A 13,322-nucleotide genomic window follows, 5' to 3' on the forward strand; every position below is an offset into this window, starting at 1 on the left:
TTCGTTCGACGGGGGCCGTCGTTCAGGAACCAAATTTTGATCAAGGCTTTCATTATTTTGTGATCCGGGTTACTGTGTCCACCATCAATCAAACCTTTGATTAGTTAGGTGGATCGCATGAGCCCCACAAGTTTCGCTTCGTCGGCCGACCTCGGTGAGAAGGAACAGACCCTCGAGGTCCTCGCCGACGGCGTGTACGCCCTCACCGCCGAGGGGGATCCCAACATCGGCGCCATCGAGGGTGAGGACTTCGTCGTCTGCTTCGAGGCGCTCGCCACCCCGGTGGCCGCGCAGGACTGGCTACGCAAGCTGCGCGAGCACACCGACAAGCCGGTCCGGTACCTGGTGCTCTCGCACTACCACGCCGTCCGCGTGCTCGGTGCGTCCGCGTTCGACGCCGAGACCATCGTCTCGCACGAGACCACCCGCGCGCTCATCGAGGAGCGTGGAAAGGAAGACTGGGCAAGCGAATTCGGACGTATGCCGAGGCTGGCCAAGGCCGCCGACTCGGTGCCAGGACTGACGTGGCCCACCCTGACGTTCGCGGACAAACTCACCATCGACCTCGGCGGCGGACGCGGTGACCTCGTGCTCCAGCACTTCGGCCGCGGACACACCGAGGGCGACATCACCGCGTGGCTGCCGAAACAGAAGATTCTGTTCGCCGGCGACCTCGTGGAGGCGCAGGCCGCGCTCTACACCGGCGACGCCTTCCACCGCGACTGGTCCACCGGCACCCTCGATGCGATCAAGGCGCTCGGCGCGGAGGTCCTGATCGGCGGACGCGGCGCCGTCTCCCACGGGCGGGACGCCGTCGACGCCGCCATCGAGCAGACCCGCCACTTCATCGAGGTCATGCTGGCCGAGGTCGGGGCGGTGCAGCAGCGCGGCGGCACCCTGAAGGAGGCGTTCGAAGCCACCCACGCCGCACTGAACGAGCAGTACGGGCACTGGCCGATCTTCGAACACTGCCTCCCGTTCGACGTCTCCCGCGTGTGGGACGAGCTGTCGGGCATCGAACGGCCCGTCATCTGGACCGCCGAGCGTGACCGCGAGGTCTGGGACCAGTTGCAGGGCTGACGTCCGTCACCGTTTCACAGGGCTGACATCCGTCACCGTTTCACACTGACAAGGCGAGGATCATGGGAAGACGACACACCCGCGGCGGCACGGTCACCGTCGTGGGCAACGGCCCGGTGGGGCAGACGACGGCGTTGCTGTTGGCGCGCTGGGGAATACCGGTGACTTTGCTCGACGCACGGGCCGAGCGTGACCCGATCGGATCGAAAGCCATCTGCCAGCAGCGGGACGTCCTCGAGGTGTGGGACGTGATCGGCGTCGGCAGGCGGCTGGCCGACGAGGGCGTGACGTGGGGGTGCGCCCGCACCTTCCACCGCGACCACGAACTGTTCGCGCAGACGTTCGTCGACCGCGGCATCTCGTCGTTCCCGCCGTTCGTCAACATCTCCCAGGCACGAACCGAGGAACTGCTCGACGAGCGGATCGCGGCCACGCCGTCGATCGACGTTCGGTGGGGATACCAGGCCACGTCCGTGGATCAGGACGAGACCGGCGTGACCATCACCTGCCGCACCGGCTCCGGCGAGGAGACCGTCACCTCGGACTATGCGGTGGTGGCCGTGGGGTCGCGGGGCAGCGCGATCCGGCGGCAGCTGGGTGTCACGTTCGACGGTCGTTCGTTCGACGACAAGTTCCTGATCTGCGACATCGCCGCCGACATTCCGGGCTGGGCCGACGAGCGCCGCTTCTACTTCGACCCGGAGTGGAACCCGGGCAGGCAGGTGCTCATCCACCCGTGCCCGGACTCGACCTTCCGCATCGACTGGCAGGTGCCCAGCGAGTACGATCTCGAGGCCGAGGAGAAGTCGGGTGCGCTGGACGCGCGGATCCGGAAGATCATCGGCGACACCGACTACCGAATCGTGTGGAAATCGGTGTACCGCTTCCACTCCCGGGTCGCGAACCGGATGCGCGTCGACCGGGTGCTGCTCGCCGGGGACGCCGCGCACATCGTGTCCCCGTTCGGGGCGCGCGGCCTGAATTCCGGTGTCGCCGACGCCGAGAACGCGGCGTGGAAGCTCGCGTTCGTCCTGCGGGGCTGGGCCGACGAGTCGCTGCTCGAGACGTATCACACCGAGCGGCACGCGGCGGCCGTCGAGAACATCGCGGTCACCACGGCGACGATGGATTTCCTCGTCCCGCAGTCCGAGGACCAGCACCGGCACCGGCACGACGTGCTCACTGCGGCGGTCACCGACCCGCAGGCGCGGGCACACGTCGACAGCGGTCGTCTCGCCGAGCCGTTCTGGTACGTCGAATCACCCTTGACCACAACCGATCCGGAACGACCCTTCGCCGGGCGCCCCGAGCGTGGCTGCACCCCGGCCGCCGCGCCGGGAATCCTCGTGCCCGATACCCCGGTGACGCTGCGCGGCGGTGCCGGCAGCCGGCTCCGCGACATCGCCCGGCACGGCATCCTGCTTCTCGCGGGTGACGGCGTGGACGTCGACGCGATCCGCAGCGCGGCACTCGCAGCGGTGCACACGCCGATCCGCCTCGTCCGGCTGTCAAAGATCGACGGAACCGGCGTCCTCACCGCCGCCTTGGACGCGAAGCCCGGCGAGGTGTGGGTCATCCGCCCCGACGCCTACATCGCGGCGGTCACCGACACGGTCGACGGGCTGGTGTCCGCGCTGCACCGGATCACCGAACCCGTCTTCGCCGTGATCACTTCCGTGCCAGCCGTTCCGGATCCAGATCGAGTCGTCGCAGCAGCTGGGCGTTGAGGGCGACGACGATGGTGGAGATCGACATCAGGATCGCCGCGACGGCCGGGGAGATGGCGACCCCGGCGAACGCGAGGACCCCGGCGGCCAGGGGGACGGCGATGACGTTGTATCCGGTGGCCCACACCAGGTTCTGCCACATCTTGCGGTAGCTGGCCTGCGACAGGTCGATGATCGAGAGCACGGCGCGGGGGTCGTCGGCGGCGAGGACGACACCGGCCGATTCGATGGCGACATCCGTGCCGGCGCCGATCGCGACGCCCACGTCGGCGCGGGCGAGTGCGGGCGCGTCGTTGACACCGTCGCCGACCATCGCCACCCGGTGACCGCGGGCCTGGAGTGCGGCGACCTCGGCGTCCTTGTTCTCCGGCAGCACGTCGGCGAACGCTTCGTCGATGCCGAGATCGGCGGCGACGGCGTCGGCCACCTGACGGGCGTCTCCGGTGATCATCGCGACCTTCACGCCCCGCTCGTGCAGGGCGTCGATCGCCTGCCGAGACTCCTCGCGGACGGCGTCCTCGAGCGCCACCGCGCCGAGCACCCGCCCGTCGCGGACCACGTGGAGGACGGAGGCGCCGCGTTCGACCCACCGTGTCGTCAGCGCCGCAACGTCACCGGGGACCGTCACGTTCAGTTCGGCGAGCATCGCCGGTCCGCCGACGGCCACTTCCACGCCTCCGACGTTCGCGCGCACCCCGCGTCCGGGCAGTGACCGGAAGTCGGACGCGGTGCGCCGCTCGTCCGCGGGCACGTTCGACGCCGCCTCGGCGACGATGGCCCGCGCGACGGGGTGCTCGCTGTCGGCCTCCACGGCGGCGGCGAGCGCGAGCAGTTCGGTCTCGGTGACACCCGCGGTGGTGACCACCCCGGTGACGGCGTGCCTGCCCTGGGTCAGGGTGCCGGTCTTGTCGAACAGGACGACGTCGACGTTGCGCATGCGTTCGAGGGCCAGCCGGTCCTTCACCAGGACACCGGCCTTCGCGGCGCGCTCGGTGGAAATGGCGATCACGAGGGGTATCGCCAGGCCGAGCGCGTGCGGGCAGGCGATCACCAGAACGGTGACGGTCCGCACCACGGCCTCGTCCACGTTGCCGAGCAGCGACCACGCCACGAACGTGAGAAGCCCTGCGATCGAGGCGAAGTAGAACAGGAACGCCGCGGCGCGGTCGGCGAGGGCCTGGGCCCGGGACGAGGACGACTGCGCGTCGGCGACCAGCCGCTGGATTCCGGCGAGGGCTGTGTCCTCCCCCACCGCGCCCACCTGGATCCGCAGCGCGCTGTCGGTGGCGACGGTGCCGGCCACCACGGTGTCGCCGACCGATCGTGGGACAGGGTTGGACTCGCCGGTGATCATCGATTCGTCGACCTCCGCGCGGCCGTCCTCGACGGTGCCGTCGGCCGGGATGCGGCCACCGGCCCGCACCAGCACGAGGTCGCCGGTGGCGAGTTCGGAGACGGGCACTTCGGTGACGCCGTCGTCGGTGACCCTGTCGGCGGTGTCCGGCAGCAGCGCGGCGAGTGCGTCGAGGGCACCGGACGCCGACCCCAGCGCCCGCATCTCCAGCCAGTGTCCGAGGAGCATGATGACGATGAGAAGCGCGAGCTCCCACCAGAAGTCGAGGTTGAATCCGCCGATCTGGAGGGTCGTCACCCACGACGCGAGGAATGCGACCGTGATCGCCATGCCGATCAGCAGCATCATGCCGGGCCGCCGCGACTTCAGCTCACCCCATGCGCCGGTGAGGAACGGCGCGCCGCCGTAGAAGTAGATCGCGGTGCCGACCACCGGCGGAATCCACGACGCACCGGGGAAGTCGGGGACGGTGTAGCCGAGGAGGTCGGCGAACATGTGGCTGAACACCACCACCGGCACCGACAGCGCGAGACTGATCCAGAATTTCTGCCGGAACACCTCACCGTGCGCCCCGTGACCGGCGTGCCGATCCGCGTGGTCACCGTGTGCGTCGTGCCCGGTGTCCCGGACCTGTTCCACTTCCTGCTGCTGATGATCGTGAGACATGCCTGCTCCCTCGGAAGCTGCTCTCGTGGTCTGGTTTCAGGAACGCACCAGTCGTGCGATGGCGTCGGTGGCTTCCTTGATCTTCGCGTCGGCCTCGGTGCCGCCCGCGACGGCGGCGTCGACGACGCAGTGGCTGATGTGGTCTTCGAGCAGACCCAGCGCCACGGCCTGCAACGCCTTGGTCATCGCGGAGACCTGGGTGAGGATGTCGATGCAGTACTTCTCGTCCTCGACCATCCGCTGCAGACCCCGCGCCTGGCCCTCGATGCGGCGCAGGCGCTTGAGGTAGTCGTCCTTGGCGCTGATGTACCCGTGGCCGGTTGTGTGGTCGTCAGCGTGGTCGGTGGTCGGTTGCTCGGTCATGAGTGTTCCCCTCGGGTGGGAGTGGTCAGGGGCTGGAAGCGGCGCAGTCGCAGGCTGTTGCTCACCACGAACACCGATGAGAATGCCATGGCGGCACCGGCCAGCATGGGGTTGAGCAGGCCCGCCGCCGCCAGCGGCAACGCCGCGACGTTGTAGGCGAAGGCCCAGAAAAGGTTGCCCTTGATCGTGCTCAACGTCCTGCGCGACAACCGGATCGCGTCGGCTGCGGCCCGGAGGTCGCCGCGCACCAGCGTGAGGTCGCTGGCCTCGATGGCCACGTCCGTGCCGGTTCCCATGGCGAGACCGAGGTCGGCCTGCGCGAGGGCGGCGGCGTCGTTGACCCCGTCGCCGACCATCGCGACCACCTTGCCGTCGGCCTGCAGACGCTTGATCACGTCGACCTTGTCCTGGGGCAGTACCTCCGCGACGACTTCGCCGATGCCGACCTGGGCGGCGATCGCCCGGGCCGCGGAAGTGTTGTCGCCGGTGAGCATGATCGGGGTGAGGCCCAGTTCGCGGAACTGCGCCACCGCCTCGCGTGACGTCGGCTTCACGGTGTCGGCGACCACGAGCACGCCGCGCGCGTGGCCGTCCCAGCCGATCCCGACGGCGGTCTTGCCCTCCGACTCGGCCGCGTCGACGACGCGCTGGAGTTCCGTGGTGAGCTGCAGCGACCAGTCGCGGAGCAGTTTCGCGCGGCCGATGACCACCGCGTGTCCGTCGATCAGGCCCTGGACGCCGAGTCCGGCGATGTTGGTGAACTGTTCGACTTCGGGGAGCGTCGTCAGCCGCTCCTTCGCGCCGCGGGTGATCGCCCGCGCGATGGGATGCTCGGACGCGTCCTCGAGCGCGCCGGCGAACCGGAGAACCTGCTCCTCGTCCTGGCCGTCCGCGGCGACCACGTCGTGCAGCGACATCGTGCCGGTGGTGACGGTGCCGGTCTTGTCGACCACCACGGTGTCGACTCGCCGCGTCGATTCCAGAACTTCCGGTCCCTTGATCAGGATGCCCAGCTGGGCCCCGCGTCCCGTGCCCACCATGAGAGCGGTCGGGGTGGCGAGTCCGAGCGCACACGGGCACGCGATGATCAGGACGGCGACGGCTGCGGTGAACGCGGCGGCGACCGAACCGCCGGTCCCGATCCAGAAACCGAGGGTCGCGACCGACAACGCGATCACGATCGGGACGAAGATGCCGGAGATCCGGTCGGCCAGGCGTTGCACCTCGGCCTTGCCGGTCTGCGCGTCCTCGACCATCCACGCCATCTGCGCGAGCTGGGTGTCGGCGCCGATCCGGCTGGCGCGAACCACGATTCGGCCGCCGACGTTGACCGTCGCACCCGCCACCTCGGAGTCCGGCGACACCTCGACCGGCACGGATTCACCGGTCAGCATCGACGCATCCACCGCCGACGAACCTTCGACGACGACGCCGTCGGTGGCGATCTTCTCACCGGGACGGACCACGAAGAGGTCGCCGACGTCGAGTTGGTCGATGCCGATCAGCTGTTCGGTGCCGTCACGCAGCACCGACACTTCCTTGGCGCCCAGTTCGAGCAGCGCCCGCAGTGCCGCTCCCGCCCGCCGTTTGGCGCGGGCCTCGAAGTAACGGCCGGCGAGGATGAACGTGGTGACACCGGCCGCGGCCTCCAGATAGATGTTGCCGGTGCCGTCGACCCGCGCGATCGTGAGCTCGAACGGGTGCGTCATTCCCGGCATGCCGGCGGTGCCCCAGAACAGTGCGTACAGCGACCAGCCGAACGCGGCCAGCGTGCCCATCGACACCAGGGTGTCCATGGTCGCGGTGCCGTGCCGCAGGTTCGTCCAGGCGGCCTTGTGGAACGGCCACGCACCCCAGACCACGACCGGGGCCGCGAGGGTGAGCGAGAGCCACTGCCAGTTCGTGAACTGCAGCGCCGGGATCATCGCCATCGCGATGACGGGAACCGTCAGCACCGCCGACACGAGCAGCCGCTGCCGCAGTTCCGCCGCCGGGTCCTCTTCCTCCGGGGCCGGGGGCTTCACCTCGGGCAGTCGCGCCGTGTACCCGGCCTGCTCGACCGTGGCGACCAGGTCTTCGGGCGAGACGTCGGCGGCGTCGTAATGGACGCGGGCCTTCTCCGTCGCGTAGTTGACGGTCGCGGTGACGCCGTCGAGTTTGTTCAGCTTGCGCTCGATGCGGTTGGCGCACGACGCGCACGTCATCCCGCCGATGGCCAGTTCGATCTGGGAATCGGGTGGTGCAGCAATGTCGGTCCCGCGGGTCATCACTTCTCCTCCGGTCCGGCGGAGGCGGTGAACTCCGCGGTGTGGACGGCGCCGGCGTGCTGGAAGTCCAGGAACAGCCGGTAGTCGCCCGCGCTGGGTGCGGCGACGGCGAAGTCGATTCCCGGGCCCGCCGCGGTGACGCCGTCGCCGGGATGTCCGTCCGGGTGCACGTGCAGGTATCCGAGGTCGGTGGTGCGCAACGCCACCAGGTGACCGTATGCGCCGAGGTAGGGCTGCAGATCGGTGACCGGCTGTCCGTCGCGGCTCACCGAGAGGGTCACGTTCGACGTCTCTCCCGGTCGCAGCGCCCCGCCGAGGGTGACGGTGTACCCGTCCACGGTGGCGGTCGGTGCCGGAGCCGGCAGTTCCTGCGGGTCGTACGTGCCCGCGACGCGCAGGTCCGTGCCCAGGGTGACGCCTTCGCCGCCTGCCGGGGTGAAGTCCACGAACACGCGGTAGTCGCCGCCGCGGGTGAGGTCGAGGGGGACGCTCCACGTTCCGGCCGCGTCGAGCGTCGGGTGCACGTGCTGGAATCCGGCGAGGTCCCGGCGGACGACGATCAGGTGCAGCAGTTTCTCGTGCTCGACGGTGTAGTCCGTCACGGGTACCCCCGAGGGGTTCGTGATCCGGAACTGCACCGGGACCGCGGCACCGGCGGTGACCTGGTCGGATGCGAGTTCGAGGGTGTAGCCGTCCGCAGTGGGCGTCAGTCCGCCCGGGGTCGGGTCGGCGGCGGCGTCGTGGCCTCCCGCTCCGTGCCCGTCGTCCTCGGCCGTGTGCGCGGCGGGCTCGGCCACGTCCGGGCCGGCAACCGACCCGAGTGCGAGCGCGGCGCCGAAGATCACGACGAGGCCGACGGTGAATCCGGCGAACTTGCCGGTTGCGTTCATGATGGGTCTCCTGTGGTGGAGGTGCCGGCTCAGCCGGCCGCGTTGGAGGTGCCGGCTCAGCCGGCGACTGAATACCCGGCTTCTTCGACGGCACCCGCGACGTCGCTCGGATCGAGGTCGGTGGTGCTGTCGATGACGACCTTGCCGGTGGTCAGATCGACGTTCACGTTGGTGACGCCGGGGAGTGCGCTGATCTCCTCGGTGACCGAGGACACGCAGTGGTTGCAGGTCATGCCGGTGACGGTGACGCTCGAGGTGCTCACGGGTCTGCCTCTCTTCGGGGGTCGATGTCGTCTCGGAGAACTACCATACCCCCCTACCGTATCACCGCAAGGGTGACGGCGGCCACCGAGTACCGTGTTCCACGCCCACGCGGGCCCCGAAAGGTGATTGAGTGAGATACCGCATCTCACCCCACTGGGAAACGGAGCCCGGCAATGTCGATGGACAAGTTGCGCACCCAAATGCTGCGCCGCAAACCCCTCACCGAGGTGGACGAGGACACTCCGCCCGACGAGCGTCTGACCAAATCGCTCGGCCTGTGGCAACTCACCGCGATCGGCGTCGGCGGCATCATCGGCGCAGGCGTCTTCTCCCTCGCCGGCTCGGTCGCGCATTCCGTCACCGGTCCGGCCGTGCTGATCTCCTTCCTGATCGCCGGTGTCGCCAGTGCCGCGGCCGCACTGTGTTACGCCGAGTTCGCCGGAATGATCCCCAAGGCCGGATCGGCCTACACCTACGGTTATGTGGCGCTCGGCGAGATCGTGGGCTGGTTCATCGGCTGGGACCTGCTGCTCGAATACATCGCGGTGGCGGCCGTCGTCGCCATCGGTGTGTCCGGGTACTTCCGGTTCCTCCTCGAACAGATCGGCATCAGCCTGCCCGACTGGATGATGGGCGCGCTGGGCACCGGTGACGGCCACGTGTTCGACGTCTTCGCGGCCCTGTTCTGCCTGGGCACCGCCTGGGTGCTCTCGCGCGGAATCCGCAGCGTCGGTCGATTCGAGACGATCGCGGTGGCGATCAAGGTGGCGCTGGTCGTCCTCATCATCGTGCTGGGCGTCTTCCACATCGACAGCGCCAACTACACCCCCTACTTCCCGTTCGGCACCGCCGCCGTGTTCACCGGCGCGGCCACCGTCTTCTTCGCGGTGTTCGGATACGACGCGATGAGCACCGCCGCCGAGGAATCGAAGGACGCCACCAAACACCTGCCGAAGGCGATCCTGTACTCCCTCGGCATCGCGATGACCCTGTACGTCCTGGTCACCCTGGTGCTGACCGGAATGCAGAAGTACACCGAGATCAGCCCCGAGAGCGGCTTCTCCACCGCCTTCGATTCGGTCGGCATGCCCGGGGTCGCGAACATCATCGCGGTCGGGGCGATCGTCGGCATCATCACCGTCGTGCTCACCTTCATGCTCGGCGTGACCCGCGTCTGGTACGCGATGAGCCGGGACGGCCTTCTCCCGGAATGGTTCGCGAAGACGCACCCGGTCCGCAAGGTGCCGACGCGGGTCACCTGGATCGTGGGCATCGGTTCGGCTCTGCTGGCCGGGTTCTTCCCCATCAATACCGTCGCGGAACTCACCAACATCGGAATCCTGTCGGCGTTCATCGTCGTCTGCATCGCGGTCGCGGTGCTCCGGCGCACCCGCCCCGAGGTCCCGCGCACGTTCACGCTTCCGTTCATGCCGGTCATCCCGATCATCGGCGTCGTGTTCTCCGGCTGGCTCATCCTCTCGCTGCCGTGGGAGACCTGGCTGCGCTTCGGGATCTGGCTGATCCTCGGTCTGATCGTGTACTTCTTCTACTCCCGCAAGCACTCCAAGCTCGAAGAGGCAGAGCCGGTGCCGCGTGGCTGACGAAAACCGGGAACGGGTGGACGCGACCGCCCTGACCGGCGTTCCCGCGACGATGATGTGGACCCTCCGCAACCGTGCCGTCGAGGCGTCGAGTCCGGGCGGCACGCTGGTCGACCCGCTCGCCGTGAGGCTCTACGAGACCCTCGACTATCCGTATGAGAACTTCGGGAAACCGAGCCAGTCCCACGCCCTGCGCGCTCGGGCCTTCGACGACGAGATACGGGCGTTTCTCGCCGACCACCCCGGCGGAACCGTCGTCGCCCTCGGTGAAGGATTGCAGACCAGCTACTGGCGGATCGGCGACCCGGACGTCCGGTGGGTATCGATCGACCTGCCCGAGGTGGTCGCGCTGCGCAGGAAACTGCTGCCGGAGGAGCCGAACGTCACCACACTTACGGTGTCCGCGCTGGACCGCTCGTGGATGGACCACGTCGACACCGGCCGGGGCGTGTTCGTCTCGGCGGAGGGTCTGCTGATGTATCTGCCCGCCGACGAGTCGCTGTCCCTGATCGGCGACTGCGCCCGGCGTTTCCCCGGCGGCCGGATGATGTTCGATTCGATACCGAAATGGTTGAGCCGCAAGACGCAGAAGGGACTGCGAATTCACGGCGACTACACCGTCCCTCCGATGCCGTTCCACCTCTCCGCCGGCGACGCGGCGGACCTGCCCGGACAGGTGCCGGACCTCGCGTTCACCCGCGAGGTGACGCTGCCCCTCGGCCGGGGCCTGTGGGGGTCGACCCTGCTCCGCAGGCTGTCGGACTTGCGGCCGCTGCGCAACTCGCGTCCGACGCTGACCCTGTGCGGATTCGCGGGCTGAACCCGTCCGACGAGCGATGTGGGCCGACCCGCAGCAGAATGGTGCAATGGCGGACCGCGGATTCACCCCCACACAGCTCGCGGCTCGTGCCGCGTACCTGCTTCGCGGCAACGACCTCGGCACGATGACGAGTGCCGCGCCGCGCCTGTACCCGCACATGTGGAGTTGGGACGCGGCGTTCGTCGCGGTCGGCTTGGCGCCCCTGAGCGTGGAGCGGGCCGTCGTCGAACTCGACACCCTGCTGTCGGCGCAGTGGAAGAACGGGATGATCCCGCACATCGTGTTCGCGAACGGCGTCGACGGGTACTTCCCCGGCCCCGGGAGGTGGGAGTGCGGGACCCTCGCGGCGCACGCGCCGAGCGGCACGCAGACGTCGGGGATCACCCAGCCGCCCGTGCACGCCATCGCGGTGCAGCGCATCCTCGACCACTCGCGCAGGCACGGTCGCAGCACCCGCGCCGTCGCCGAGGAGTTCCTCGACCGGCGCTGGCCCGACCTCGTGCGCTGGCACCGCTGGCTGGCCAACGCCCGCGACCTCGACGGCAACGGCCGGATCGCGCTGTACCACGGCTGGGAGTCCGGCATGGACAACTCGCCGCGCTGGGACCACTCGTACGCCAACGTCGTGGCCGGGGTGATGCCCACGTATCTGCGCGAGGATCTGTCCCACGTCGCCGACACCGGACAGCGGCCGTCCAACGGCGAATACGACCGCTACCTGTGGCTGCTCGAGGAAATGAAGACCGTCCGCTACGACGACGCGGAACTGGCCACCGCCATGAGCTTCGCGGTGGAGGACGTGTTCGTCAGCGCCGTGTTCTCGATGGCGTGCGAGGTGCTCGCGACCATCGGCGAGGAACACTCGATGCCGAACTCCGACGTCCGGGAACTGCACGGGTGGGCGGCCCGGTTCCGGCAAGGCGTCCTCACCACCACCGACCAACGGTCCGGGGCGGCACGCGATTTCGATCTGCGCAGCGGTCGGTGGATTTCCACCGAGACCCTCGCCATGTTCTCGCCCCTGCTGTGCGGCGGCCTGAGCCGGGACGCCGAACGCGCCCTGCTCCGCACGTTCGAGGGACCGAAATTCTGCGGCCACCCCGACCTCCGGTACGCCGTGCCGCCGTCGACGTCGCCGGTGTCTGGCGACTTCCGGCCGCGCGAGTACTGGCGCGGTCCGGTGTGGCCGGTGATGACGTGGCTGTTCTCCTGGGCGTTCGCCCGGCGCGGGTGGGCCGAGCGCGCGCACCTGCTGCGGTCCGAGGGGCTGCGGCAGGCGAGCGACGGCAGCTTCGCCGAATACTACGAACCGTTCACCGGTCAGCCCCTCGGCAGCATGCAGCAGTCGTGGACGGCCGCCGCGGTCCTGGACTGGTTGGGCTAGCGCCCCCGTGAGTACTTATTAACCGCGGGACGTTAATAAGAGCGTGTCTCATGTGGGGAGTTTCTTGAAGCAGGTGAGTGCGGCGGCGAGGTGAAGGAAGCCGGCGAAGTGTTCGCCGTGGCGTTCGTAGCGGATGGTCATACGTCGGTAGCCGGTGAGCCAGGCAATGGTGCGTTCGATCTTCCACCGGTACCGGCCGAGGCGGTCGTTTCGCTCGATGCCGCGGCGGGCGATCCGCGGGACGATGCCTTGTTCGCGCAGCCACCGTCGGTGAATGTCGTAGTCGTAGCCCTTGTCGGCGCGAAGCTTTCCCGGCTTGCGTCGGCGTGGTCCGCGCCTGGACTTCGTTGCCGGAATCGCTGCCACCATTGGTTGCAGCATCGTGCTGTCGTGGGTGTTCGCCCCGGTCACGCCCACGACCAGTGGGATTCCGTTTGTTTCGGACAGGACGTGGATCTTCGATCCCTTCTTGCCGCGGTCGACGGGACTGGGGCCGGTCAGCGATCCCCCCTTTTTGCCCGGACGCTTGCCGCGTCCAGGATTGCTGCCGTCCAGTCGAGTTCGCCCGCACTACCGAGTTGGTCGAGCACCTTACGATGCAGTTTTTCGAACACCCCGGCTGCCACCCACGCGGTAAACCTTCGGTGCGCAGTAGGAACCGTGACCCCGAACGAGGGCGGCAGGTGCCGCCACGCACATCCGCTGGTGAGCACGTACACGATCGCGGTGAACACCGCCCGGTCATCGGCCGGCGCACTGCCGCCTCCCTGTGGCCGGGCGACAAAAGGCGGTATCAACGGTTCGACTATCTCCCACAACGCATCCGGAAACAACCTCAGTGACAACTCATCTACCACGCGTCACATTATGTCCCACACATCACTTCATCCACATGAGACACGCTCT

At 68.6% G+C, this 13,322-nt stretch carries 11 protein-coding genes; 5 read left to right on the forward strand and 6 right to left on the reverse strand.

Annotated features, from left to right (window positions below; translation table 11 throughout):
• The first annotated feature begins 117 nt into the window (after window positions 1-117).
• Together ACNJ7E_RS15295 and ACNJ7E_RS15300 are read left to right on the forward strand one after the other, a co-directional pair.
• A complete protein-coding gene (locus tag ACNJ7E_RS15295; protein ID WP_065492745.1) occupies window positions 118-1,080 on the forward strand; it encodes an MBL fold metallo-hydrolase in 963 nt (320 codons plus the stop codon).
• A 62-nt stretch (window positions 1,081-1,142) separates the two neighbouring features.
• The gene (locus ACNJ7E_RS15300; protein ID WP_418340313.1) at window positions 1,143-2,807 is read left to right on the forward strand and encodes an FAD-dependent monooxygenase; all 1,665 of its coding nucleotides are present in this window, start codon (window positions 1,143-1,145) and stop codon (window positions 2,805-2,807) included.
• Here ACNJ7E_RS15300 and ACNJ7E_RS15305 read toward each other — a convergent pair.
• Genes ACNJ7E_RS15305 through ACNJ7E_RS15325 form a run of 5 tightly spaced genes read right to left on the reverse strand, consistent with a single transcriptional unit; the run spans window position 2,749 to window position 8,610 of the window.
• On the reverse strand, window positions 2,749-4,827 hold the full coding sequence (locus ACNJ7E_RS15305) for a heavy metal translocating P-type ATPase (protein WP_418340314.1): 2,079 nt from the start codon (window positions 4,825-4,827) through the stop codon (window positions 2,749-2,751). The genes ACNJ7E_RS15300 and ACNJ7E_RS15305 overlap by 59 nt on opposite strands.
• Before the next feature lie 36 nt (window positions 4,828-4,863).
• Window positions 4,864-5,190 (reverse strand): metal-sensitive transcriptional regulator, encoded by a 327-nt coding sequence (locus tag ACNJ7E_RS15310; protein ID WP_280779237.1) that lies wholly within the window; start codon window positions 5,188-5,190, stop codon window positions 4,864-4,866.
• Window positions 5,187-7,457, reverse strand: coding sequence for a heavy metal translocating P-type ATPase (locus ACNJ7E_RS15315; RefSeq protein WP_418340315.1), 2,271 nt, complete (start codon window positions 7,455-7,457; stop codon window positions 5,187-5,189). Before ACNJ7E_RS15315 ends, ACNJ7E_RS15310 begins: the two co-directional genes overlap by 4 nt.
• Entirely contained in the window at window positions 7,457-8,347 is an 891-nt protein-coding gene (locus ACNJ7E_RS15320) for a DUF8832 domain-containing protein (RefSeq protein ID WP_418340316.1), read from the reverse strand. Before ACNJ7E_RS15320 ends, ACNJ7E_RS15315 begins: the two co-directional genes overlap by 1 nt.
• A 56-nt stretch (window positions 8,348-8,403) precedes the next feature.
• Complete coding sequence (locus tag ACNJ7E_RS15325) at window positions 8,404-8,610, reverse strand: heavy-metal-associated domain-containing protein (RefSeq protein WP_105418026.1); 207 nt, start codon at window positions 8,608-8,610, stop codon at window positions 8,404-8,406.
• Window positions 8,611-8,784: 174 nt separating this feature from the next.
• Here ACNJ7E_RS15325 and ACNJ7E_RS15330 point away from each other — a divergent pair, with 174 nt between their 5' ends.
• The 3 genes from ACNJ7E_RS15330 to ggh are packed head-to-tail and all read left to right on the forward strand — an operon-like array spanning window position 8,785 to window position 12,416.
• Window positions 8,785-10,212 carry an amino acid permease gene (locus ACNJ7E_RS15330; protein ID WP_280779241.1) on the forward strand — a complete coding sequence of 476 codons (1,428 nt, stop codon included), beginning with the start codon at window positions 8,785-8,787 and terminating at the stop codon, window positions 10,210-10,212.
• Window positions 10,205-11,032, forward strand: coding sequence for a class I SAM-dependent methyltransferase (locus tag ACNJ7E_RS15335; RefSeq protein ID WP_280779242.1), 828 nt, complete (start codon window positions 10,205-10,207; stop codon window positions 11,030-11,032). Before ACNJ7E_RS15330 ends, ACNJ7E_RS15335 begins: the two co-directional genes overlap by 8 nt.
• A gap of 46 nt (window positions 11,033-11,078) precedes the next feature.
• On the forward strand, window positions 11,079-12,416 hold the full coding sequence (gene ggh, locus ACNJ7E_RS15340) for a glucosylglycerate hydrolase (RefSeq protein ID WP_005249245.1): 1,338 nt from the start codon (window positions 11,079-11,081) through the stop codon (window positions 12,414-12,416).
• Window positions 12,417-12,464: 48 nt separating this feature from the next.
• On the opposite strand, the gene ACNJ7E_RS15345 is transcribed toward ggh, so the two are convergent.
• Window positions 12,465-13,273 (reverse strand): IS5 family transposase gene (locus ACNJ7E_RS15345; protein ID WP_418338899.1). Its coding sequence is split into 2 segments (ribosomal slippage): window positions 12,465-12,940 and window positions 12,940-13,273, totalling 810 coding nucleotides; the frame shifts between segments, so codons are not numbered across the junction.
• Window positions 13,274-13,322: the final 49 nt, after the last annotated feature.

The sequence above is a fragment of the Rhodococcus mengyinensis genome, from assembly GCF_048381435.1.
In the GTDB taxonomy this organism is placed as follows: Bacteria; Actinomycetota; Actinomycetes; order Mycobacteriales; family Mycobacteriaceae; genus Rhodococcus_F; species Rhodococcus_F opacus_D.

Bases quoted from the DNA above. Each gene is read 5' to 3' on its own strand.
- ACNJ7E_RS15320 (WP_418340316.1), bottom strand. From the start codon at position 8,347: ATGAACGCAACCGGCAAGTTCGCCGGATTCACCGTCGGCCTCGTCGTG.
- ACNJ7E_RS15295 (WP_065492745.1), top strand. From the start codon at position 118: ATGAGCCCCACAAGTTTCGCTTCGTCGGCCGACCTCGGTGAGAAGGAA.
- ggh (WP_005249245.1), top strand. From the start codon at position 11,079: ATGGCGGACCGCGGATTCACCCCCACACAGCTCGCGGCTCGTGCCGCG.
- ACNJ7E_RS15300 (WP_418340313.1), top strand. From the start codon at position 1,143: ATGGGAAGACGACACACCCGCGGCGGCACGGTCACCGTCGTGGGCAAC.
- ACNJ7E_RS15305 (WP_418340314.1), bottom strand. From the start codon at position 4,827: ATGTCTCACGATCATCAGCAGCAGGAAGTGGAACAGGTCCGGGACACC.
- ACNJ7E_RS15310 (WP_280779237.1), bottom strand. From the start codon at position 5,190: ATGACCGAGCAACCGACCACCGACCACGCTGACGACCACACAACCGGC.
- ACNJ7E_RS15315 (WP_418340315.1), bottom strand. From the start codon at position 7,457: ATGACCCGCGGGACCGACATTGCTGCACCACCCGATTCCCAGATCGAA.
- ACNJ7E_RS15330 (WP_280779241.1), top strand. From the start codon at position 8,785: ATGTCGATGGACAAGTTGCGCACCCAAATGCTGCGCCGCAAACCCCTC.